The following is a 22,444-nucleotide window of genomic DNA, read 5'->3' on the forward strand; positions in this document are numbered from 1 at the left end:
AGGGTACGGCCCCATGACGGAAGTACCTGAAACCGTGGTTTGCCCTGGCTGCGATGCGGTCTTCAGCCGTGCGCCCCTGCAGCCGCGCGAGGTGTCGCGCTGCGCCCGCTGCGGCACCGAGCTCTACCGCCATCCGGGCGACCAGCACCGCCGCATCCTGCCGCTCACCGTGGCGTGCCTGATCATGTTCGCCATTGCCAACCTGTTTCCGATCGTCGAGATCGAGCTCCAGGGCCTGCGCAGCCAGACCACGCTGGCCGGCGCCGTGGTGGTTCTGAGCACGGAGGGCATGTCGATCGTGGCGTTGCTGGTGCTGGCGACGACGCTTCTTTTTCCGCTGCTGCAGCTGTGCATCCTGGCCTACCTGCTGGTTCCGCTCCAGCGCGAGCACCGGCCGGCAGGCTTTGCCATTCTGGTGCGCGCCATGCAGATGCTGCGGCCCTGGGGAATGATCGAGGTGTTCCTGCTCGGCGTGCTGGTGGCCATCGTGAAGCTGTCGAGCATGGCCACGGTGGTGGCCGGGCCGGCGCTCTGGGCCTTCATGGCCTTGACGGTCATGCTCACCGCCGTGCTCTCGTTCAATCCCAATGCCTTCTGGGAAATGACCTTCCGCCCGCCCGGCGAGCCCGAGGAGGAGACGGGGTGATCGGCCCCTTCCGCCCGGTTGAAGATGACCAAGACGAAGCGCCGGTTGCAACGGCCGCCTCGCTCGGCCTCCTGGCCTGTCCGCATTGCGATGCCGTCTGGCGCGACGCGCAGGAGGGCGAAGCCTGCGGCCGCTGCGGCACGCGCCTGTACACGCGCAAGCCCTACAGCCTGAACCGCACCTGGGCCTTTCTCATCGCGGCCTGCATCATGTACATACCGGCCAACCTGCTGCCGGTGATGATCACGCGCACGCTGTTCGGCGCGCAGTACGACACCATCCTGAGCGGCGTGATCTATTTCTGGGTGTCGGGCGCCTACGGGCTCGCGGCCATCATCTTCATCGCGAGCTTCCTGGTGCCCCTGTTCAAGCTCACGGTCTTGATCCTGCTTGCCTTGCTGGCGCAGCGCGGCAGCGGCTGGCGGCGGCCCGAGCGGGCCAAGCTCTATCACATCATCGAGATCATCGGCCGCTGGTCGATGCTCGACGTGTTCGTGGTGTCGCTCCTCGCCGGGCTGGTGCAGATCCAGGGTTTTGCGGTCATCAACGCGGGCGTGGGCATTGCGGCATTCGGCTCGGTGGTGGTGCTGACCATGCTGGCCTCGCTGAGTTTCGATCCGCGGCTCTCGTGGGACAGCAGGCAGCAGCAGCAAGCCGAACATGAACGTGAACGCGAGCAGCCGCTGCTCGACAACAGGGAAGAAAAGCCAGCATGAGTGACGAAGAAGCCAGACCCGACGACAAACCGGCCCCGACGGGCCTTCCTCCGCCGCGCGTGGTACGGCGGCGCGAATGGCTGCCCTCGCTGATCTGGCTGATTCCCATCGTGGCCGCGCTGGTCGGCGTGATGCTGATCGTCAGGATTTTGATGGAGCGCGGGCCCGAGATCGTGCTCACCTTCGAGACCGCGGAGGGGCTGGAGGCCAACAAGACGGCCGTCAAGTACAAGGACGTGCAGATCGGCACGGTGCAGAGCCTGCGGCTTGCGCGCGACCGCTCGCACGTGCGCGTGCAGGTGCAGCTCAACAAGGAAGCCGAGGGCTTCACCGCCGAAGACTCGCGCTTCTGGGTGGTGCGGCCCCGGCTCGACACCTCCGGCATTTCCGGCCTGGGCACCCTGCTGTCGGGCGCCTACATTGGCGCCGATGCCGGTGTGTCGAAGGAAACCGCGGGCGAGTTCAAGGGGCTGGAGGTGCCGCCCATCGTCACGCGCGATGCCTCGGGCCAGCAGTTCTTGCTGCGCGCCACCGACATCGGCTCGCTCGACGTCGGGTCGCCGGTGTATTTCCGGCGCATCAAGGTCGGCCAGGTGGCGGCCTACCAGCTCGACGGCGACGGCCGCGGCGTGACGCTGCGCGTCTTCGTCAACGCGCCGTACGACAAGTTCGTGGGCGTCAACACGCGCTTCTGGCAGGCCAGCGGCATCGATGCGCAGTTGAGCGCCAGCGGCTTCACGCTGCGCACGCAATCGCTGGCCACCATCCTGCTCGGCGGCATTGCCTTCAAGGCGCCGGACGATGCCATGGGGCCGCTCGCCAAGGAGAACACGGCCTTCACGCTGGCCGAAGACGAGACCACGGCCATGAAGGAGCCCGATGGTCCGCCGCAAACGCTGCTGATGTACTTCAACCAGTCGCTGCGCGGCCTCTCGCCGGGTGCGCCGGTCGACTTCCGCGGCGTGGTGATCGGCGAGGTCAAATCGATCGGCGTGGAGTTCGACCGCGCCGAGCGCGAGTTCCGCATGCCGGTGCTGGTGCAGGTGTACCCCGACCGGCTGCGCCGCCGCGCGGGCGAATCCGGAGAAGAGTCGCGTGCCACGCAGCAGGAGCGCCTGCGGTTCCTGACCGAGAAGGGGCTGCGCGCCCAGCTGCGCAACGGCAATCTGCTCACCGGCTCCGTCTATGTTGCGCTCGACTTCTTCCCGAAGGCGCCGCCGGCGAAGATCAACATGGACAGGAACCCGATCGAGCTGCCCACCGTTGCCAACAGCCTCGACGAGATCCAGTCGCAGGTGCAGGAAATTGCGAGCAAGCTCAACAAGGTGCCTTACGAGCAGATTGCGGGCGACCTGCGCACCACGCTCGCCGCGCTCAACAAGACGCTGGCCAGCACGGAGCAGGCGGTGACCCGCATCAACACCGACGTGACGCCCGAGCTCACCGCCGCCATGAAGGACGTGCGCAAGACCGTCAACAACGCCGAACGCACGCTGGCCGACGATTCGCCGCTACAGCAGGACATGCGCCAGACGCTGCGGGAACTCACCCGTGCCGCGGGTTCGGTGCGCGTGCTGACGGACTATCTCGAACGCCATCCCGAGTCGCTGCTGCGCGGCAAACCGGACGACAAGAAATGAAGAAGAGAAAACCGTTCCTGCTCGCTGCAGCTGCCGCTGCAGCAGCGCTGATCGTTCTGGCAGGCTGCGCGAGCAAGCCCGACAACTACTACACGCTGGCAAGCACGGTGCCGGCTGCGGAGGCGGCACCTTCGACCATCGGCAGCGCGGCGCCCCTGTACATCGAGCTGGCACCGGTGGCCGTGCCCGAGCGGCTTGCAAGGCCGCAGATGGTGGTGGGCCGACCGAATGGCGGCGTACAGGTCGACGTGCTCGAGCAGCACCGCTGGGCCGCGTCGTTCGAGAACGAATTGCAGGACGCGCTTGCCAGCGGCATCGCGGCGCGCCTTGGTGCGCTCGACGTCACCAAGGGCGGCAGGCAAACGGCGCAGCCCGTGTGGCGCATCGCGGTGCAGGTGCGCCAGTTCGATGCGGTCGATGGCGGCCGCGTGGACGCGGGCTTCAACTGGACGCTGCGGCGCTCCGACGAGACCCGCACGATGGCGTGCCAGCTGAACGTGGGCGAGCCGGTTGCAAGCGGCATCGATGCGGTGGCGCAAGGCGCGCAGCGCGTGACCGCGGCAGCGGCGGCGGCCATCGCGCGCAGCGTGGCTGCGGCGCGAGCGAACGCGGCAGCGACCGCATGCACGCCCTGATTCTTTCTCCCTCCCCCTCTGGGCGAGGGCAGGGGTGGGGGCACGGCGGCGGTCACACAAGCATGGCGCCCAGTTGAAGGCTGCCCCCATCCCAACCTTCCCCCAGAGGGGGAAGGAGCAAAACAGGAATCGCATGGATCGGAGATCACCATGGCACAGATCGGAAAGGCGCCCTGCGACGAAACGCTGATCCTGCATGGCGCGAAGGCACAGGAGGGCGCCTGCCCGGATGCCTCCAAGCCTTGGGTGCTGGCCGCGGCCATCGTGGGGTCGAGCATGGCCTTCATCGACGGCACGGTCGTCAACGTGGCGCTGCCGGCCATTCAGGCCGACCTGCGCGCCACGGCGTTCCAGGCGCAATGGGTGGTCGAGAGTTATGCCTTGCTGCTCGCGGCGCTGCTGCTGGTGGGCGGCGCACTCGGCGACAATTTCGGCCGGCGCCGCATATTCGCGATCGGCGTGGGGATCTTCGCCATCGCCTCGGTGGCCTGCGGTCTCTCGAGCAACGTGCAGCAGCTGATTGCCGCGCGCGCGGCGCAGGGCATCGGCGGGGCCTTGCTGGTGCCCGGCAGCCTTGCGCTCATCAGCGCCGCATTTCCCGAGAAGGAACGCGGCAAGGCCATCGGCACCTGGTCGGGCTTCAGCGGTATCACGGCGGCCGCGGGGCCGGTGCTCGGCGGCTTCCTGGTCGATCATTTCTCGTGGGCGTGGGCCTTTCTCATCAACGTGCCGATGGCGCTGCTCGTGATGTGGATCGTGTGGCGCCACGTGCCCGAAAGCCATGGCTCGTCGGCCAGCGGCGGGCTCGACTTTTTCGGCGCGCTGCTGGCCACCGCCGGCCTCGGCGGCATCGTCTACGCGTTCATCGAGGCGCCCACGCAGCACTGGAACTCACCCGCGGTGCTGGCGGCGCTGGCCATCGGCATTGCCGGCAGCGCGGGCTTCATTGCCGCGGAGCGCAAGGCACGCACGCCGATGCTGCCGCTGGCGCTGCTGCGCATCGGCAACTTCAGCGGTGCCAACCTGCTGACCTTGCTGCTCTACGCGGCGCTGGGTGGCGGGTTGTACTTCTTCCCGCTCAACCTGATCCAGGTGCAGGGCTACTCGGCCACGGTGGCGGGCGCCGCGCTGCTGCCGTTCATCCTCATCATGTTCGCGCTCTCGCGCTGGGCCGGCCAGCTGGTCGACCGCTTCGGCCCGCGGCTGCCGCTGGTGATCGGCCCCGCGATTGCCGCCGTGGGTTTTGCGCTGTTCGCGGTGCCCGGTGTCGGCGCGAGCTACTGGAGCGGCTTCTTTCCCGCCGTGGTGGTGCTGGGCCTCGGCATGACCGTGACCGTGGCGCCGCTCACGACCACCGTGATGAATGCGGTGGGACCCGAGCAGGCCGGCGTGGCGTCAGGCGTCAACAACGCAGTGTCGCGCGCGGCTGCGGTGCTGGCCATTGCGGTGTTCGGCGCGGTGATGGCCTGGGCCTTCGACGGCGCCTTGTCCGAGAGCCTGCGCGGCATGGGCGCCTCGGCGCAGGTGTCGTCGTTTCTCGAAGGCGAGCGCAGCAAGCTGGCCGGCGCCGCCCTGCCGCCGGGCGTGGATGCGGCCACCGCCGCGGCCCTGAAGCGCGCCGTGGCCGAATCCTTCGTGGCGGGCTTTCGCTGGGTGATGCTGCTGAGCGCCGGGCTGGCTGTGCTCAGTGCGCTGAGTGCCTGGCTGATGATCGGCGGCGGGCCTGCCAAGGAGCGCAGGAACGGCGGCTGAAAGGATGGCGCCTTCTCGGGGAAGGCGCCCATTCTCAGTTCACGTCTGCATCGTTGCCGGTCTTCCGTTTCACCAGCAGGCGCTGCGGGCCTTGTCCCTCGGCACCGAGCTTGTCGAGCGGATTGCGCAGACGGCATCGGTCGATTGACAGGCAGCCGCAGCCGATGCAGTCGTCCAGCGTGTCGCGCAGCTTCTTGAGCTGCGCCATGCGGTCGTCGAGGTCGGCGCGCCAGTTGGCGGAAAGCCGTGCCCAGTCGGCACGGCTGGGCGCCGCGTGGGCGGGCAAGTTGGAGAGCGCCGCGGCAATGTCGGCGAGCGCAATGCCCACCCGCTGGGAAACCCGGATGAAGGCCACGCGGCGCAGCGTCTCTCGCGCGTAGCGCCGCTGGTTGCCCGCTGTCCGCGTGCTGGCGATGAGCCCCTGCGACTCATAGAAGTGAAGCGTCGATACCGTCACGCCGCTGCGGCGCGCGACTTCGCCGACGCTCAGCACGGGAGCGATGCCAGCTTGTTCCAGAGCGTTGTTCATGAATACCTCTTGACCTCAACTTTACTTGAGGTTTGAGAATGCTTTCCGGCGGGCAGTTCGTGCCCGCGATCTCAAGGAAAAAGCATGACCAACGATCAAACCCCCAACGTTCCGACACCCGTTTTTCGCGTCGACAAGTTCATCGTTCCGGCCGAGGTGCTGCCCGCTTTCGTCGCGCAGATGCAGCGCATTCAGCAAACCTTGCGCAGCTTGCCGGGATGCGTGCGCAACCAGGTGCTCACCCAGACCGGCGGGCCGGGCGAGTTCAACGTGTTGACCGTGGTCGAGTGGGCCAGTGAGCAGGCCGTGGCCACGGCCACGAGCTTCGTGCAGAAGAAGTTCGCAGAGGAGGGGTTCGATCCGGCCGACTTCGTGCGGCGCAATGGCGTGCGCGCTGACTTGGGGTTCTACCGCGCCGAGTGAGGGATTGGCCCCGGCTCACTGCCGCGGCATCAGCTCATAGAAGTCGAATCCGTTGCTGCGGCCGCCGAGGCACACCGCCAGGGTGTCTTCGATCTTGCGCCATTGCGCGAGCCGGTTGCGCCATTTGCGCACGCTGTGGCCCTCATCGGGAAAGCTCATGTATTCGACCGGCCGGCCGAGCTTCTGGAGCGTGGCCACCACCTCGTCCGAATCCTGCCGCAGCACGCGCACGTCGTTGGCGCCGTGGATCACGAGCAGCGGCGCCGTGATGCGGTCGATCTGCGAGATGGGCGAATCCCGCAGCATGCGCTCGCGCTCCTCCGGCTTGCCGACGTCGCCGAAGAACGCCGCGAAGTAGTGGCGGTTGCGCCAGAACGGCGGCCAGTTCTCGATCACGCGGGGCCAGTTGGCAACGCCCACCACGTCGATGCCGCAGCGGTAGTCGTGCGGCTTCTGGATGAGCTGCGTGAGCACCGAAAAGCCGCCGAAGCTCCCGCCGAGCACGGCCATGCGCTTCGGGTCGGCCACGCCCTGGTCGATGGCCCATTGCACGGCTTCGGCAATGTCGCGCTGAAGCCGGCCGCTGGTTTCGTGGGCGCCGGCCATCATGAAGGCGCGCCCGTAGCCGGCGGAGCCGCGGTAGTTCACGTAGAGGACCGCATAGCCCCGGTTCGCCAGCATCTGCGTGGGCGTCAAGCTCGCGGATTGCCACGAGTCGCGGGTCCACGGGCCGCCGTGAATGTTGACCACGAGCGGCGCGGGCCCCTGCACGCCGCGCGGACGCACGAGGTAGCCGTGGATCACGAGACCGTCGGACGCCTTGAACGAGAAGGGCTCCATGGGCGAGAAGAGATCGGTGGTCGGCTCGCGCGGCGGCGTAAGCCGCGTGAGTTGCCCGCTCGCGCGGTCGAGCAGCAGCTCCACGGTTCCGTTCTCGGTGGTCGAACGCAGCACCATGCGGCGCTGGTCGTTGGCCATGCCCGCGGGGCGCGTGATGACGGGCTCGGCGTTCAGCCAGCCGCGCTCCCGGGCCGTCTTCACGGCAGCGGCCACTTCGTTGCCCAGCGCGGCATCGAGATAGGCGATGCGGGGGCGGCCAGGTTCAGATATGTACGCGAGCGGCGCTCCCTGCTGAGGCGGGAACACGCCGTAGTCGAGGTCGACCGCCGCATCTTCCGCCAGCAGCCGCTCCGCGCCCGTGGCCAGGTCGACTTCGACCAGGGCGAGCTTGTCGCGGCCGACATTCGTCATCGTCCAGAGCCGCCCGGCGCCGAGGTCGATGCGCTGGGGCCAGAAGGAATCGAAAGCCTTCACCGTTTTGAAGGCGCGCCAGCCGCCGTCGGGCTGGCGCAGTTCCAGCAGCCGGTCGGAGCCGTCGGCGCTGCCAAGCTGCCGCATGCGGCCCGCGAGCTCGCGCCGGGTGTCGATGAACCACGAGATCACGCGGCTGTCGGGTTCGCTGCGCGCAATTTCGCGCACGGTGCGCGTGCGGGCATCGCCTTCGAAAAGGTCCATGCTGGAGCGGTCGCGCTGGTTGTTCGCGAAGTAGAAGGTGGCGCTGCCGGGCGCGCCCCATCCCAGCATGGCCGAGCGCACGCCGGGCCAGGGCGTCACGGCCCAGGGCTTGGCGCCTGGCGCCTCGGTGTCGAGCACGAAGATCTGCGTGTTCTCGTCGCCCGTGAAGTCCTTGAGGTAGGCCAGATGGCGGCTGTCGGGCAGCCACGAGTAGGTTGGCCCGGACACGAAGGGCCGCGCCAGCGTGCCGGTCGCAAAGGTGCGGGTGCTGGCGCTATTGACCGTGGCGGCGTCGGCCGTCTTGCGCACGCCGAGGCCCACGTCGGTGCCGACCGCCTGAAACCATACGAGCTGCTGCCCGTCGGGCGAGAGCACATGGCCGTTGACCGCATCGATGTTGGCGACGAAGCGGCGCATGGGAACGAGCGGCGGCAGCGTGTTGTCCTGCCGCGCGGCAACCAGCGCCGGGTGCGTGGGCCCGGTGGCGCAGCCGGAAAGAAGCGCCAGCGTGCCGCAGGCGGCAGCCAGGGCGATGCGCCAGCGGCTGGGGGTTCTGCTGTATCTCATGTTCCTCGTCCCTCTTGGATGTCTTGATGCGCGGTCTTGTCCGCGCATGGATTCTGCCGGTGGCACGAACAAGGGTGTGGCTTTCCGCGTCGTCCTGCCGGTGGTCCCGAGGGATTGACAAGCACCTCATGCTGCCTGGATACTGAACCTTCAGGTTCATCATTCAAGACTCAGGAGATTCCCATGCAGAAGATCGTTCCCTGCCTCTGGTTCGACGGCAACGGCGAAGACGCGGTGAAGTTCTACACCGGCATCTTTCCGAACTCACGCATGACCGAAAAGCAGCTCTGGGGCGATGAGAACCCCAGCTTGAAGGGGTCGCTGCTGACCGCGATGTTCGAGCTGGACGGGCAGGAATTCATGGTGCTCAACGGCGGCCCGCAGTACAAGTTCACGCCGGCCATCTCGATGCTCGTCAGATGCGAGACGCAGGCCGAAGTCGACAGCTATTGGGACAAGCTGCTCGAAGGCGGCGGCCAGCCGGTGCAGTGCGGCTGGCTCACCGACCGCTATGGCGTGTCGTGGCAGGTCGCGCCGACGCCTATCCTTCGCATGTTCCAGGACAAGGACCCGGCCAAGGCCGCCCGCGCCATGCAGGCGATGATGAAGATGGTCAAGCTCGACATCGCCGAGGTGAAGAAAGCCTTCGACGGCGAGTGATCCGCCGCCGCGGCCGCTACACCATCCGCCGGATCGCCTTCTTGCGCCACACCAGGCGGTAGTAGGCGGTCTGCAGCAGCAGCATCGCCCCGAAGGTCACGGGGTAGGCATACCAGATGCCGTTGAGCCCGATGCGGTGGCTCATGAACCAGGCCACGGGCACCTCGATGCCGATCAGGCAGAGGATCGAGATGGCCGTGGGCACCAGCACCGACCCGCTGGCCCGCATGATCCCCGAGATGGCCGAGGCCATGCCAAAGATGACGAGGCTCCACAGCATGATGTGCAGCAGCGTCTGCGCAATCTCGATCACCGGCGCGCTGGTGATGAAAAACCCCATCAGGTGCCGCGAGAACAGGTAGCCCAGCAGCACCAGTCCGCCGGTCAGCACCAGGTTCATCAGCAGCGCGGTCTTGGCGATGGCGCCCAGCCGGTCCGCACGGCCCGCGCCGATGGCCTGCGCCCCGAGGATCGACGCCGTGATGGCAATCGAGATGGCCGGAAACTGCACGTAGGCCACCACCTGGTTCACCGCGCCATATGCCGCGGTGGCGCTGGAGCCGTAGCTGTTGACCAGCGAGAGCAACGCCACCTCGGCCAGCGCGACGACGATCATCTGCACCCCCGTGGGCACGCCCACCTTGAGCACCGCCTTCAGCAACGTGGGATCGATGCGCAGGTGGCGGATGAATTCCGCATCGGGCGCAAGCGGACTGCCGCGGCGGCGCAGGCGCCATCCCAGCCACAGCGTCGAGGCCACGAAACCCACCACCGTGGCCCAGGCGGCGCTCGCAACGCCGAGCTGCGGCAGGCCGCCCCATCCGCGAATGAGTGCCGGCGTGACGATGAGGCCGGCCGCCGTGGAAAAGAGCAGCGTGAGCAGCGGCGTGACCGTGTCGCCAACGCCGCGCAACATGGCGGTCGACAGCAGGAACACGAATAGCCCGGGCATCGCGATCAGCATGATGCGGGCATAGCGCGTGGAGTCGGCCAACACGTCGGGCGGCGTGCCCAGGAAGGCGAGCAGCGGCGTGGTGAAGGCGCCGCCGAACACGGCCACCGCCAGCCCCAGCAGCATGCCGACCGACAGCGTGGTGCCGGCGATGGCCTTGGCCTTGGCGACATCGCGCGCGCCCCAGGCCTGGCCAATCAGCACCGACGCACCAGCGCCCAGTCCGATGACGAAGGCAATGAAAAAGAACATCACCGGAAAGAAGCTCGACACCGCCGCCAGCGCGCCGACGCCGATCATCTGCCCGATGTAGATGTTGTTGATGGTGCCGGAGAGCGACTGCAGGATGTTGCTGAGCAGCATCGGCGCAAGAAAGAACAGGAAGGTCTTCCACAGCGCGCGCGGCGCACCGACAGGTGCGACCGGGGTCCCGCGCAGGCCGCTCTGGCCGGTGGCTGCGCTCTCGGAGCTTGCTCTCATGCGGTGGTGCTCCAGCCGGCGGCGGACAATTTTTGAAGGTGGATGCGCAGGTCCGGGGGCCAAGAGTCGATCAGCGCCTCGAAGCGCTCGCGTTCGCCCGCGAACAGCGCGCGGGTGGCTTCCTCGAAGCCGGGCAGGGCGCCAGCGATCGCGGTCATGAAGCGGTAGGTGGCTTCGCGTGATGCGCGCACGGCGTCGCGGTCGGCGTTGACGCGGCTCGCCTCCTGGACCAGCCGTCGCAGTGCGACCGAGGCGCCGCCGGGCTGACGATTGAGCCAGTCCCAGTGGCGCGGCAGCAGGGTGACTTCGCGCGCGACCACGCCGAGCCTCGGGCGGCCTACGCCGCGCGGGGTTTCTTCAGGGGCTTCGGCGCTGGCCGCATGCGCCACGACGCCGGCCCGGTTGTGTACGTCGAAGTCGAGGAGTTCACCGGTCTGTTCGTTGAACACGAGATAGGGCGTGTCGTCCTTGCGGTCACGCAATTGTGCGAGCACGTCGGCGGTGCTTCCCTGGGCGATGCGCTTGAAGGAGGCGAAGACAATCAGGTTGCCGGGTGGCGTGTCGGATGGCATGTTGGATTTCTTTATTCTTCGGGGCCGGTCGAAAGGGTGCGTAATCTACCCGTTGAACGGCTCAGTCGACGGCGTGCCGTCGTGGCAAAGCGCAAGGAGCGCAACGTTGATTTTCGACAGGCTTTCAGCAGCCAGCGATTTCACCGTATCGGCGCAGATTGCTTGGGCGGTCGTGACGGCAGCTTGCATCAGTTTTCTGCCGCCGGTGCAAATGGTTGCGTGGCGGCCGCCTCCATTCGCACCGGCCGTGCGTTCGGCCAGCCCCGATTTTTCGAGCAGGACCATTTTGCGAACCAACGCCGAGATCGGCAACCCCAGGGATCGCGCAAGGTCGGCCGCCGGCATGCAGCCGCCTTCGGCGCACAGGAGCCGATGAAGCAGCGTGAAATCTTCGTAGTTCAGGCCATGGAAGGCGCCCAGATGCTCCTGGAGCTTCAGGTTCAAGCTGGCGTGGGCGCGGCCGATGTTGAGGCACAAGTCCAGCGGATCGATGCTCATGGCGCGTCGTAGCCCCGGTCGCCGTGGCACTGAAGCTCCTCGCGCCAGAGCACAAGAAGTTTTTCAAGTTCCGCGGCGCGGTCGAAGGCGGGGTCGTCGCGCTCCTTGACGCGGTCGATCACCTCGAAGCTGAAGTTCGCCGCACCGTGCGTGGCCCAGTCGCGCACCAGCGCCTTGTTGCGGTGCGAGCGCAGGCCGAGTTCGAAGCGGGCGCGGTTCATCGCTCCCTCCACATCGAGACTGGCGGCCACGTAGAGGCGGCCGCTGAGCGTATTGCGGATGACGAAGACGCCCGCGGGGCGGACCGTTTCCTTGTATTTCCTGGCGAGGGCGCGCCTCGTCTCCTGGGGCATGTTCATGTTCCATATATTATCCGGGTAAAATTAAAAGCACAATACACCCGGGTAAAAATAGGCAATTACCCCTCGCGCAATCGCCGCCATCCCTTGCGAGCCGACGGTTCGGTCGGGCGGCGGCGAGGAGGGTGAAGGGGATGGCGGAGGAGGGGTGAGCACCGCACCCATTGCGCGGGTTGCCGGCGGGGGCTTTCCTTCGGCCCTATGGCAAACTTCCACGCTTTATTCGCCAAGCACGCCGGTCCGGCCGGGCGTGCATGACAGGGACGTCATTCAGACATGCAAAAAATCATTCGCCAGCTCGCCGCCGAGATCAAGGTCGGCGAGCACCAGGTGAAGGCGGCCATCGAACTGCTCGATGGCGGTGCCACGGTTCCGTTCATTGCCCGCTACCGCAAGGAGGTCACCGATGGCCTCGACGACATCCAGCTGCGTGAACTGGAAGCACGTCTTTCCTACCTGCGCGAACTCGAGGACCGCCGTGCCGCAGTGCTCAAGAACATCGACGAGCAGGGCAAGCTCACGCCGCAATTGCGCGCCGCGATCGAATTCGCGCCGACCAAGCAGGAGCTCGAAGACCTTTACCTGCCGTTCAAGCAGAAGCGCCGCACCAAGGGCCAGATTGCGCGCGAGTTCGGCATCGAGCCGCTGGCCGACAAGCTGCTGGCCGACCCGACGCTCGACCCCGCCGTGGAAGCCAAGGCCTTCCTGCAGCCCGCCACGACGCTGGACGACGGCAAGCCGGGCCCCGATTTCTCCACCGTGCCGGCCGTGCTCGACGGCGTGCGCGACATTCTTTCCGAGCGCTGGGCCGAGGACGCTGCCCTGGTGCAGCGCCTGCGCGAATGGCTGTGGGCCGAAGGCCTGCTCAAGTCGACGCTGATGACCGGCAAGGACGAAAACAACGCCGACGTCGCCAAGTTTCGCGACTACTTCGACTACGACGAGCCGATCGGCCGCGTGCCGTCGCACCGCGCACTGGCGGTGTTCCGCGGGCGCACGCTCGAAATCCTGGATGCCAAGCTGGTGCTGCCGGTCGAGCCCGAACCGGGCAAGCCCAGCATCGCCGAAGGCAAGATCGCGCTGCACCTGGGCTGGAGCCATGCGGGCCGCCCGGCCGACGACCTGATCCGCAAATGCGTGGCCTGGACCTGGCGCGTGAAGCTGGCGCTCTCCACCGAGCGCGACCTGTTCACCCGCCTGCGCGAAGACGCAGAGAAGGTCGCAATCAAGGTGTTTGCCGACAACTTGCGCGACCTGCTGCTGGCCGCGCCCGCCGGCCCGCGCGTCGTGATGGGCCTGGACCCCGGCATCCGCACCGGCGTGAAGGTGGCCGTGGTCGATGCCACCGGCAAGCTGGTCGAAACCGCCACCGTGTTCCCGCACGAACCGCGCAAGGACTGGGAAGGCTCGCTGCACACGCTCGGCAAGCTCTGCGCCAAGCACGGCGTGAACCTGATCGCCATCGGCAACGGCACCGCGAGCCGCGAGACCGACAAGCTGGCGGCCGACCTCATCAAGCTGCTCGCCAAGATGGCCGCACAGGCCGGCGCGCCCGAGATGAAGGTCGACAAGGTGGTGGTCAGCGAGGCGGGTGCTTCGGTCTACTCCGCCAGCGAATTCGCCTCGCAGGAAATGCCCGACGTGGACGTGAGCCTGCGCGGTGCCGCCAGCATTGCGCGCCGCCTTCAAGACCCGCTGGCCGAGCTGGTGAAGATCGACCCCAAGAGCATCGGCGTGGGCCAGTACCAGCACGACGTGAACCAGAGCGAACTCGCCCGCACGCTGCAGGCCGTGGTCGAAGACTGCGTGAACTCGGTGGGCGTGGACCTCAACACCGCGAGCGTGCCTTTGCTGTCGCGTGTGTCTGGCCTGTCGGCCAGCGTGGCCAAGGCGGTGGTGCGCTGGCGCGAATCGAACGGCGCGTTCGCAACCCGCAAGCAGCTGCTCGACGTGACCGGCTTCGGCCCCAAGGCTTTCGAGCAGAGCGCGGGCTTCCTGCGCATCAGGGGCGGCGCCGACCCGCTGGACATCACCGGCGTGCACCCCGAAACCTATCCGCTGGTCGAGCAGATCATCGTCAAGACCGGCAAGCCGATCGCCGAGCTGATGGGCCGCGCCGAGATGCTCAAGACGCTGAAGCCCGAGCTGTTTGCCAACGAGAAGTTCGGCGTCATCACGGTGAAGGACATCCTCGGCGAACTCGAAAAGCCCGGCCGCGATCCGCGCCCCGACTTCAAGGTGGCGCGCTTCAACGACGGCGTGGACGACATCAAGGACCTGGTCGAGGGCATGATCCTCGAGGGCACCGTGAGCAACGTGGCGCAGTTCGGCGCCTTCATCGACCTGGGCGTGCACCAGGACGGTCTGGTGCACGTGAGCCAGCTGAGCCACAAGTTCGTGAACGACGCGCGCGAGGTCGTCAAGACCGGCGACATCGTCAAGGTCAAGGTGATGGAAGTGGACGTGGCGCGCAAGCGCATCGGCCTGTCGATGAAGCTGGATGCCGCGCCCGCGCGACGCGACGGCCCGCGCGACAACCGCTTCGAAGGTGCGGGACGCGGCCAGCAGCAGCAGGGTGCGCGCCGCGACAACGCGCCGCAGCCTGCGGGGCAGATGGCGAGCGCGTTTGCCAAGCTGCAGGGGTTGCGAAAGTAGGGCGAGGCAAGTTTGCAGCCGCCTGTTAAACTAGTCAGAACACTAGTCTGACAAGGTGGCTCTAAATGAAATCCTGGCCCGTGCAAGACGCCAAGGCGCGTTTCAGCGAGTTTCTCGAGGCCTGTCTCGCCGACGGGCCGCAAATGGTCACCAAACGGGGGGCCGAGGCCGCCGTGCTGGTACCGGCGGCAGAGTGGCGGCGATTGCATGCCACGGCCAAGCCGTCCCTCAAGGAGTTGCTGCTCTCGGCCGAGGCACGCACCGAGTTTCTCGTTCCGCAGCGCGGCGCGGCACGCCGGCGGCGCATCACGCCAATCCGCTGAGGGGCGGGCGGTATGTACCTGCTGGACACGAACGTCATCTCGGAACTGCGTCGGCCTCGACCGCACGGCGCGGTCGTCGCATGGCTCGCGCCCATCGCCGACAGCAACCTGCATCTTTCCGCGGTGACGATCGGCGAAATCCAGGCTGGCATCGAAATCACGCGCGAGCAGGATGCCGCCAAGGCCGATGAGATCGAGCAATGGGCAGCCCTGGTCGCCGCCTCGTACAACGTACTGCCCATGGACGCAGAAACGTTCAGGCTGTGGGCCAGACTGATGCACCGCAGTTCCAACACGCTATATGAAGACGCAATGATTGCCGCCACGGCAAAGCAGCATGCATTGACCGTCGTGACCCGCAACGTCAGCGACTTCGCCGGTTTCGGTATCGACGTCTTCAACCCGTTCGAGTCAAGCGCGGCATGAATAAATGAAAGCCCTGCGCATCTACGCCGGCCCCGCTGCCCGCAAGCACATCGAAGCGCACGGCTTGCGCCCGCAGGACGTGCGCACCATTCCCGGCGCGGCGGGCGGGCCGAAGGGCCTCGTCCTCGGGCCGCTCGACCGTTTCATCTTCGGGCGCTGGCTCACGCAGTCGAGCCAGCCGGTGCACCTGGTGGGCGCATCGATCGGTGCGTGGCGGCTTTCGACCGCCTGCCTGTCCGATCCGCAGAAGGCCTTTGAGCGCTTTGAATATGACTACGTGCGCCAGCGCTTCGACGTGCCTCCGGGACAGAAGCGGCTCAGCCCGAACCAGCTGAGCGCGCGCTTTGCCGAGAGCCTTATCGACTTCTACGGTGGGCGCATCGGCGAGGTGCTGAACCATTCGCGCTACCGGCTGCATGTGGTGACTTCGCGCGGGCGCCACATCCTCGGTCGCGAGGGCAGGGCGCGCACGCCCTTCGGCTACCTGGGCGCCTTTGCCACCAACAGCCTGTACCGCAAGGGCCTGGGCGCATGGCTCGAACGCTGCGTGTTTTCCACACCCGGCGCGGCGCTGCCGTTCGGCACCAAGGATTTCCGCACGCGCCAGCATGCGCTGAGCCAAGAGAACTTCAACCTGGTGCTGCAGGCATCGTGCTCGATACCGTTCCTGCTTGCCGCGGTGCACGACATTCCGGGCGCGCCGCGCGGTGCGTATTGGGATGGCGGCATTACCGACTACCACCTGCACCTCGACTACCAGCCGACCGACGAGGGCATCGTGCTGTACCCGCATTTTCAGCGGGCCGTGGTGCCGGGTTGGCTCGACAAGGGCCTGCGCTGGCGCCACAAGTCCACCGGCTTTCTCGACCGCATGGTGGTGCTCGCGCCCGATGCCGACTGGGTGCGCTCGCTGCCCAACGGCAAGCTGCCCGACCGCAAGGACTTCATCCATTTCGCGAACGATCCGCAGGCCCGCATCGGCGCGTGGAGCAAGGCCGTGCGCGAGGCAGAGCGGCTTTCGGAGGAGTTCGAGGGCTGGCTCGCAACCGGTCGCACGCGGGACATCCTGCCACTCTGAACAGGCCCCGCCGGGGCAAACCCCAAGGGTGCGCACGCGCAGCGCCTTCGAGAATGGCCAGCTCACTCTTGTCCAGAGAAAGCCGCCACTCATGCAGCAGGCCCGAATTTCACGCCGCCGATTCACCCTTGCCGCCGCAGCGGCGGCCGCGACCTTGCCGATGCCCACGCTGGCGCAAAGCGCCTGGCCCAACAAGCCGATCCGCATCATCGTGCCCTACACGCCGGGCGGGTTCACCGACCAGATGGCGCGGCTGGTGCAGGTCGGGCTGCAGGCGCGGCTCGGCCAACCGGTGCTCATCGACAACAAGCCCGGTGCCAACAGCCTGATCGGCGTCGACGCCATTGCCAAGGCCGCGCCCGACGGCACGACCTTCGGCGTCGTCATTGCGGCCTACGCGGCCAACACCACGCTGTATCCCAAGCTGCCCTACGACCCACGCAAGGACTTGACGGGCGTGTCGCTGATGGGCGTGTCGCCGCTGCTGGCCGCGGTGAATGTCGATGCGCCGTTCAAGACCGCGCGCGAACTCATCGACTACGCACGCGCCAACCCCGGCAAGGTGAGCTTCGGCTCATCGGGCAACGGTTCGGCCGCACACCTGACGACCGAGCTGTGGAAGTCGCTCACGCAGACCTACATGATCCACATTCCGTACCGTGGCGCGGTGCCCGCGCTGACCGACTTGATGGGCGGGCAGATCCAGCTGTTCTTCGACGCGCCCACCGGCCTCATCAACCAGGCCAAGGCCGGCAAGGTGCGGCTCATCGGCGTGGCGGGCGACAAGCGCCTGTCCGCCGTTCCGGATGTGCCTACCTTCATCGAACAGGGCTTCGCGGGCTTCACCGGCAGCACCTGGGCCGGCATGCTGGCGCCGGCCGGCACGCCGCGCGACATCGTCAAGCGCATGTCCGAAGAGGTGGCGCGCATCATCAAGAGCGACGAGACGCGCGCCAAGCTCGACGCCATGGGCACGTTCCCGGCGGGCAGCACGCCGGAGGAGTTCGATGCCTTCATTGCCGCCGAAACCGCCAAGTGGGCGAAGGTGATCCGCACGGCGGGCGTGAAGGCGGAATAGGAGAAGAGCTCAGGCCGCGAGCACCAGCACCTTGAACTGGCTGGGCACGATCCGCATGCCGACGATGTTGGAGCGGTTCTGCACCGAGAGGCTGGTCATGCGCGTGCAGGGTGAACCTTTCAGCAGCACCGTGAATGCGCCGGTGATGTGGCGCGAAGGGCCCATCACCGTCTGAGACACCACGCCCATCAGAACGCCCGCGTTGTCGCCGTTGGTGATGGGCGTGGTGGTTGCAAGGTTGTGGGCCGGCGTGCCGCCGTAGAGGATGTTCCAGGCGTTGGGAATGGCCGTTGGGCCGAGTGCGAAGTTGGGATACGGAACGGGAATCGCGGGCGGTGTCTTGCAGACATCTGGAAATGCGAGGTCCATTCCCATCATCTGTGCGTTGGCAAACATGCGTAAGGCTCCTTCAATCAACCCATGTGGATCTGTTCGGCATCGACCTTGACCAGCTCCTTGCTGGTCACCAGGGTGTTCTTCGCATGAAGCCGAAGCGTCTGCGAGGCCTGGATGTCGATGTGCCCGGCGCGCACGTGCTCGGCCTCCTCGGTAATGCGGAAACTCGAGCGCGTGAACAGGTGAAGCCGGTCGAGCACGACTTCGCAGGCGCGCCCCAGGAAGCGGGTGACCAGCACGCTGAAACGCAGCTCCGCGCCCTGGTAATCGAGTTCCGAGACATTGCACTGGCCGCGCTCCGCCGTGAGCTTCCATTGAGGCGCGCTCGTGGCCATGGACGTGTCCGACTGGAGTTCGAGCACGCCCGCGCTGCGGATCGCGATGCCGCCTCGCTTCGACTGCAAATGCAGATCGCCGTCCACCGCGAGCGTTGCCTGGCGCTTGTCGGCCTGGGCCACGACGGCAATCACGTACAGCGCCTCGTCGTTCGGGCCCGCAACCATGACCGTATCGCCGGGTGCGGGCACAAGCAGGCAGCTGGCGGCGCGCTGGCAGCGCAAGGGGTGGTGCCCGTCGGCAAGCATCAGGTCGCAGAAATCGCCGTCGGGGTCGCACGCGACGACGGTGGCCATCGATATGCCGGCCACCGCCGACGCCGGTTGGCGCTTTGCCGGCGAGGTCTTTCGCAGCAGCGGTTCGAGCTCGCTTGCGGGTCGGGATACTGGCGGTGCTGCAGGTGCAGCGGGGGAAGGAGGCCGGGCCGCCATCGTCATGCAGTGTCCTTTGCGTCAGGTGGTGGATAGTCGCCAAGCCGCATGAGGCCCCGGGCATCCCGGTCGAGCCGGACCGCGCGCGGTGAACGTTGCCAGGCCAACCTCTCGGCTTCGAACAGATCGGGGTCGGAATCGAGTACGCCGGCGCGGTCGCTCCATCGGGAGCCGTCCTGGTGGGCGCGGTGCAGCTGGGTGCGGTGGCATCGGGCTTTCTCGAAGCCGGCGTTGCGCAGGTCCGCATACGAGAAATCTGCATAGGTCAGACGGCTCCCCGCGAACGAGGCGCGCTCGCACCGGGCGCGATGGAACACGCACTGCTCGAGGCTCGCATCCGAAAAATCGGCATCGCACAGCAGCGCATCGATCCACAGCGACTGGTCGAACACTCCCGCGCGGCAGTCTGCGTTGCGCATGCTGGCTTGCGGGAACAGAGACTGCGGTGCATGCACGCGGTGCATGCGCACGTCGTCGAGGGCGGCGCCCTTGAAGTTGCACTGGACGAGCCGCGCCTCGTCGAACACGCAGTTCGACATGCGCGCATCCACGAACTGGCAGAGCGTGAACGACTGGCCGGCGAACGACTGCCCGCGCAGGTCGGCCTCCGAGAAGATGGCATTGTGGAAGCCGGCGCCGCGAAAGCCCGCCTCGCGCAGGTCTGATCGAAAGAACACGGCAGTCGCGAGTTCGGCGCCTGCAAAGTCGGCGTTGCCCAGGCGGCTCTCGTTGAAGATCGTCTTCGTGACCCTGGCCCGCTCGAAGCTCGCCCCCTGGAATTCGCAATCCTGGAAGGCCGCTTCCTTCAGCTCGGCGCCTTCTGCGCGCGTGCCGCGCAAGTCCGATTCAGCCACAACGGTGCCGATCCATCGGCTGGCCGGCGCCTGCATGTCTTGCAGGCTGCAGCGCAGGAGCGACGCACCGTCCAGCTGAATGCCGGCCAGCGCCGCGCCGTCGAAACGGCAGCGCTCGAACACCGAATCGTTCAAGCGCGCGCGCTCGAGCCCGGCCTGCGTGAATCTGCATTCGCTGAACAGGCCGCCTGACAGGTCCAGGTCGTTCAGCTGCATGCCGGTGAAGTCTTCTCCCTGCAATTGCACTCCGTTGCGGACCTTGGACACCAGCTCCTGCGGGCTCATTCGACGGGTGTCGCCCGCGGAGCCGGCACGGTCTTGGTCTGCTCGAGGTAGGCACCGTGCGTCTCGGTGATGGTGTCGATCTGGATCTGGGACATGTCGGCGCGAAAGAGATTGGTCTCGCGAAGGTCTGCGGACAGCAGGCGGGCCTTGTTGAAGTTGGTGGTCATGAGATTGGCGGTACGCAGAGAGGCGCGCGTCAGGTTGCTGCGGATGAACAGGCTCTCGGGGGCCTGTACGGCGCTCAGGTCGGCGCCTGTCAGGTCGCAGGAAGAAAAGTCGCAGGTGTCGAGCGTGGCGCGTGCGAGGCGTGCGCCCTCCATGGGTATTTCGCGAAAGCTGCATTGCACCAGCGTGGCTTCTTCGAAGTTCACGTTGCGCAGGCTGCTGCTGCCCACGAAGCAGGAGGTGCGCAGCAGGGCACGCTGGAATCCGATGCGGTCGTCGCCGTTGGTGTGGGTCCACATGCAGGCTTCGAGTTCGGCGCCCGAGAAGTCCAGGCCGGCGACCCGGCACGCCATGAATCCGGCCTTTTCCAGGCTCGCGTTCCGAAAGCTGCAGTCTTCGATGACCGTGTCCGAAAGGAAGCCGATGTAGGCTGCGTCCATTCCGTCGAAGCTGCAGCGCAACAGCTGCGATCCGATGATGTGCAGATGATGCATGCGGGCCGAGGAGAAATTGCATTGCTCGAACTTGAGCTTCTCCAGCGTCGTCCTTTCGAAGATCGCATGCGAGAAATCGGCTTGGCTGCAGTCGACTGCTGCCAGGTTGGCATTGCGGAAGACAGCGCGGCCAAAGCCTGCGCCGGAGAGCCGGGCCCGTACCAGCACCGCGTCGCTGAAGTCGGCGTCGTCGCACCTGGCGCGGGCCAAGTCGGCTCCTTCGAGCAGCGCACGCCGAAAGCACGCGCCACGCAGGTCGAGGCCGGACAGGTCGGCGCCGGTCAGGTCCATGTCGGTGAAGTCGCGGCTGCCGGCAAGAACCGCGGCGACCTGCGCGCCAAGCGCCGCCATGCGATCGGCGGGCAGGGCGTCCACGGGTGCCTGGTGCTGCGCGGAACTGCGGTACAGAGCCAGCAATCCGCGTTCGCCGTTTTCCGCCAGCTTGCGCATGGCGTCGATCTGGCTCGCGGGCAATGGCGCGGTGCCGGTTGCCGCGGGGATGCCTTCGAACCCACGCACCATGGCCGCGCCGTCGACGCGGGGCGGACCTTTCAATTGCGTGCGGTCGTGCTCGCGCACCAGCTTGCCGGTGTCGAAGCCGACTTTCCTCGACTCGCTGGCGTTGGCATCAGCTTCGCGCTGGAGCCGCTCGCGTTCGACGGCTCCCTGCTCGCGCTGCGTGCTGGCATAGCGCTCGGCCTGTTCCACGAACTCGGGTAGTTCGCGCAGGGTGGGCATTCGGGTAAAGGGGTCTGGAAGCCGGCGGTCGTTGAAGTGGCGTGCCTTGTGCCCCGCCGCGATCGCCTTCTGCTTCAACTCTTCGCGACCCTGTGCGCCGCGCTCGCGCATGTTGCGCACCAGCGCCGATTCCGGGTTGCCGACTTCATCAGGCCACGGACCGATCGCTTCTTCGGGCACGAGCTCGTTGTCGCGGAACATGTAGAGCGCGCCTTTTTCCGGATCGCATCGCTGCCGCAGCACGGCGGCGTAGTGCGCCAGGCCGCGCGGGGCATCGCGCATCTCGATCGCCGGCATCACATGGGAAATGTCTGAGGCATCGTCTTCCTCGATGCGCGTCTCGCCGTGGAAGACGAGCGCGACGCGGTCGAGATGCGGAAAGAACCAGGCCGTGGTCAAGCGCTGGGCGACTTCCTCGACATGCCCGGGCAGGCGGTGCCGCGCGATCACGGCGAGGGCGCGCCAGCCGGGCAGGCGGCCTTGCTGGAGCGGCACTTGGGGGTGCATGTTCCAGATCGCGTAGGGCGCTCCTGGCGGAATCTCCATCTGAGGAAACCGCTGACCGGCCGGCGCGGCGTTGAAGAGCTGCCAGTCCATGTCGCTGGCAAAGCCCGGAAAGAGATGGGCGCGCCAGTGCGCGTCATACTGCCTGCCCATGAGGCGCATGCGCCGCGGCGAAGCGATGTCGATGGGGCCAAAGCCGGCGGGCTCCGGCTGGTCGTGCGGATGATGCAGGCGATGCGCCGGATCTTCGATGTTGGGCAGGCGCTGCACTTCGAGGTCATCGACCATCTCCAGCGCGTGGCCGCGGCCCAGCGGGTTGTCCGCAAAGTCCGGACCGCCATAGGCACGCGTCCAATCGATTCGCATTGCGTCGAACGGCTGCGGCGGGGTGGGGCGGCCGCCCACCCAGAAGCGGTCGCCGAAGACGGTCAGGTCCTTCGACAACCCGGCGACCTGCAGCCTTGCGGCGCAGAGCGTCTTTTCGTCCTGGTGCGCGGTGTAGGCGAAACCCGTGGCGAGTATCTCGGCGCGCACCTTGGGAATACCCAGGTCGATGGCAGTCGTCGGACCCAGCTCTTCGGACAGCGTCTTCCAGAACTCGGGCTCCGGCGTCAGCACGGGCTTTCCGCTCATCGACACCATGCACAGCGTCGTCACCGCAAGGCGCTGATCGCCCTGGCGCAGGAACGGACGGGTTGTTACGCTCAGCCGAAGCGGTTTGACGGTTTTCATGGGTG

Annotated in this window: 22 protein-coding genes; 12 read left to right on the forward strand and 10 right to left on the reverse strand. The window is 66.9% G+C overall.

Features of this window, described 5'->3' with window-relative positions; genetic code table 11:
* The first annotated feature begins 13 nt into the window (after positions 1–13).
* From ACJ7Z0_RS28685 to ACJ7Z0_RS28705, 5 genes are all read left to right on the forward strand, one after another.
* Positions 14–646: a paraquat-inducible protein A gene (locus tag ACJ7Z0_RS28685; RefSeq protein WP_434792567.1), complete on the forward strand. Its 633-nt coding sequence runs from the start codon at positions 14–16 to the stop codon at positions 644–646.
* Complete coding sequence (locus ACJ7Z0_RS28690; protein ID WP_434792742.1) at positions 646–1,362, forward strand: paraquat-inducible protein A; 717 nt, start codon at positions 646–648, stop codon at positions 1,360–1,362. The genes ACJ7Z0_RS28685 and ACJ7Z0_RS28690 overlap by 1 nt, the downstream gene beginning before the upstream one ends.
* On the forward strand, positions 1,359–3,002 hold the full coding sequence (locus ACJ7Z0_RS28695) for a PqiB family protein (RefSeq protein WP_434792568.1): 1,644 nt from the start codon (positions 1,359–1,361) through the stop codon (positions 3,000–3,002). The genes ACJ7Z0_RS28690 and ACJ7Z0_RS28695 overlap by 4 nt, the downstream gene beginning before the upstream one ends.
* Positions 2,999–3,637, forward strand: coding sequence for a PqiC family protein (locus tag ACJ7Z0_RS28700; protein WP_434792569.1), 639 nt, complete (start codon positions 2,999–3,001; stop codon positions 3,635–3,637). Before ACJ7Z0_RS28695 ends, ACJ7Z0_RS28700 begins: the two co-directional genes overlap by 4 nt.
* Positions 3,638–3,787: 150 nt before the next feature.
* Entirely contained in the window at positions 3,788–5,389 is a 1,602-nt protein-coding gene (locus ACJ7Z0_RS28705) for an MFS transporter (protein WP_434792570.1), read from the forward strand.
* Between the two features lie 34 nt (positions 5,390–5,423).
* Here ACJ7Z0_RS28705 and soxR read toward each other — a convergent pair whose 3' ends face one another.
* Positions 5,424–5,918: a redox-sensitive transcriptional activator SoxR gene (soxR, locus tag ACJ7Z0_RS28710; RefSeq protein ID WP_434792571.1), complete on the reverse strand. Its 495-nt coding sequence runs from the start codon at positions 5,916–5,918 to the stop codon at positions 5,424–5,426.
* A gap of 84 nt (positions 5,919–6,002) precedes the next feature.
* Between soxR and ACJ7Z0_RS28715 the strand changes: the two genes are divergently transcribed.
* On the forward strand, positions 6,003–6,341 hold the full coding sequence (locus ACJ7Z0_RS28715) for an antibiotic biosynthesis monooxygenase (RefSeq protein ID WP_434792572.1): 339 nt from the start codon (positions 6,003–6,005) through the stop codon (positions 6,339–6,341).
* Positions 6,342–6,356: 15 nt separating this feature from the next.
* On the opposite strand, the gene ACJ7Z0_RS28720 is transcribed toward ACJ7Z0_RS28715, so the two are convergent.
* The gene (locus tag ACJ7Z0_RS28720; protein WP_434792573.1) at positions 6,357–8,423 is read right to left on the reverse strand and encodes a S9 family peptidase; all 2,067 of its coding nucleotides are present in this window, start codon (positions 8,421–8,423) and stop codon (positions 6,357–6,359) included.
* 183 nt (positions 8,424–8,606) lie between these two features.
* Between ACJ7Z0_RS28720 and ACJ7Z0_RS28725 the strand changes: the two genes are divergently transcribed.
* On the forward strand, positions 8,607–9,083 hold the full coding sequence (locus tag ACJ7Z0_RS28725) for a VOC family protein (RefSeq protein ID WP_434792574.1): 477 nt from the start codon (positions 8,607–8,609) through the stop codon (positions 9,081–9,083).
* 16 nt (positions 9,084–9,099) lie between these two features.
* Here the strand turns inward: ACJ7Z0_RS28725 and ACJ7Z0_RS28730 are convergent, their stop codons facing one another.
* From ACJ7Z0_RS28730 to ACJ7Z0_RS28745, 4 genes are read right to left on the reverse strand one after another with little or no spacing between them, the layout of a single operon-like run.
* A complete protein-coding gene (locus tag ACJ7Z0_RS28730) occupies positions 9,100–10,515 on the reverse strand; it encodes an MATE family efflux transporter (protein ID WP_434792575.1) in 1,416 nt (471 codons plus the stop codon).
* The gene (locus ACJ7Z0_RS28735; RefSeq protein ID WP_434792576.1) at positions 10,512–11,087 is read right to left on the reverse strand and encodes a DUF2239 family protein; all 576 of its coding nucleotides are present in this window, start codon (positions 11,085–11,087) and stop codon (positions 10,512–10,514) included. Before ACJ7Z0_RS28735 ends, ACJ7Z0_RS28730 begins: the two co-directional genes overlap by 4 nt.
* Before the next feature lie 45 nt (positions 11,088–11,132).
* Positions 11,133–11,585 carry a MarR family winged helix-turn-helix transcriptional regulator gene (locus tag ACJ7Z0_RS28740; RefSeq protein WP_434792577.1) on the reverse strand — a complete coding sequence of 151 codons (453 nt, stop codon included), beginning with the start codon at positions 11,583–11,585 and terminating at the stop codon, positions 11,133–11,135.
* Positions 11,582–11,938, reverse strand: coding sequence for a GIY-YIG nuclease family protein (locus ACJ7Z0_RS28745; RefSeq protein WP_434792578.1), 357 nt, complete (start codon positions 11,936–11,938; stop codon positions 11,582–11,584). The genes ACJ7Z0_RS28740 and ACJ7Z0_RS28745 overlap by 4 nt, the downstream gene beginning before the upstream one ends.
* Positions 11,939–12,220: 282 nt before the next feature.
* On the opposite strand from ACJ7Z0_RS28745, the gene ACJ7Z0_RS28750 reads away from it, so the two are divergent.
* The 5 genes from ACJ7Z0_RS28750 to ACJ7Z0_RS28770 all read left to right on the forward strand — a co-directional run bounded on the left by ACJ7Z0_RS28750 (position 12,221) and on the right by ACJ7Z0_RS28770 (position 17,504).
* Positions 12,221–14,599 carry a Tex family protein gene (locus ACJ7Z0_RS28750; RefSeq protein WP_434792579.1) on the forward strand — a complete coding sequence of 793 codons (2,379 nt, stop codon included), beginning with the start codon at positions 12,221–12,223 and terminating at the stop codon, positions 14,597–14,599.
* A gap of 65 nt (positions 14,600–14,664) precedes the next feature.
* Positions 14,665–14,922 (forward strand): type II toxin-antitoxin system Phd/YefM family antitoxin, encoded by a 258-nt coding sequence (locus ACJ7Z0_RS28755; RefSeq protein WP_434792580.1) that lies wholly within the window; start codon positions 14,665–14,667, stop codon positions 14,920–14,922.
* 12 nt (positions 14,923–14,934) lie between these two features.
* On the forward strand, positions 14,935–15,348 hold the full coding sequence (locus tag ACJ7Z0_RS28760; protein ID WP_093019528.1) for a type II toxin-antitoxin system VapC family toxin: 414 nt from the start codon (positions 14,935–14,937) through the stop codon (positions 15,346–15,348).
* 4 nt (positions 15,349–15,352) lie between these two features.
* Positions 15,353–16,426, forward strand: a complete 1,074-nt coding sequence (locus ACJ7Z0_RS28765) for a patatin-like phospholipase family protein (protein ID WP_434792581.1) — start codon at positions 15,353–15,355, stop codon at positions 16,424–16,426.
* Positions 16,427–16,517: 91 nt separating this feature from the next.
* Positions 16,518–17,504, forward strand: coding sequence for a tripartite tricarboxylate transporter substrate binding protein (locus ACJ7Z0_RS28770; protein ID WP_434792582.1), 987 nt, complete (start codon positions 16,518–16,520; stop codon positions 17,502–17,504).
* 9 nt (positions 17,505–17,513) lie between these two features.
* Here ACJ7Z0_RS28770 and ACJ7Z0_RS28775 read toward each other — a convergent pair whose 3' ends face one another.
* From ACJ7Z0_RS28775 to ACJ7Z0_RS28790, 4 genes are all read right to left on the reverse strand, one after another.
* Positions 17,514–17,900: a DUF4150 domain-containing protein gene (locus tag ACJ7Z0_RS28775; RefSeq protein ID WP_307658431.1), complete on the reverse strand. Its 387-nt coding sequence runs from the start codon at positions 17,898–17,900 to the stop codon at positions 17,514–17,516.
* A 17-nt stretch (positions 17,901–17,917) separates the two neighbouring features.
* The gene (locus tag ACJ7Z0_RS28780; RefSeq protein WP_434792583.1) at positions 17,918–18,532 is read right to left on the reverse strand and encodes a DUF3540 domain-containing protein; all 615 of its coding nucleotides are present in this window, start codon (positions 18,530–18,532) and stop codon (positions 17,918–17,920) included.
* A gap of 137 nt (positions 18,533–18,669) precedes the next feature.
* Complete coding sequence (locus tag ACJ7Z0_RS28785) at positions 18,670–19,806, reverse strand: pentapeptide repeat-containing protein (RefSeq protein WP_434792584.1); 1,137 nt, start codon at positions 19,804–19,806, stop codon at positions 18,670–18,672.
* Entirely contained in the window at positions 19,803–22,439 is a 2,637-nt protein-coding gene (locus ACJ7Z0_RS28790; RefSeq protein WP_434792585.1) for a DUF2169 family type VI secretion system accessory protein, read from the reverse strand. Before ACJ7Z0_RS28790 ends, ACJ7Z0_RS28785 begins: the two co-directional genes overlap by 4 nt.
* Positions 22,440–22,444 lie beyond the last annotated feature (5 nt).

This window comes from Variovorax palleresanus, assembly GCF_051144945.1.
GTDB classification, from domain to species: Bacteria; Pseudomonadota; Gammaproteobacteria; order Burkholderiales; family Burkholderiaceae_C; genus Variovorax; species Variovorax paradoxus_S.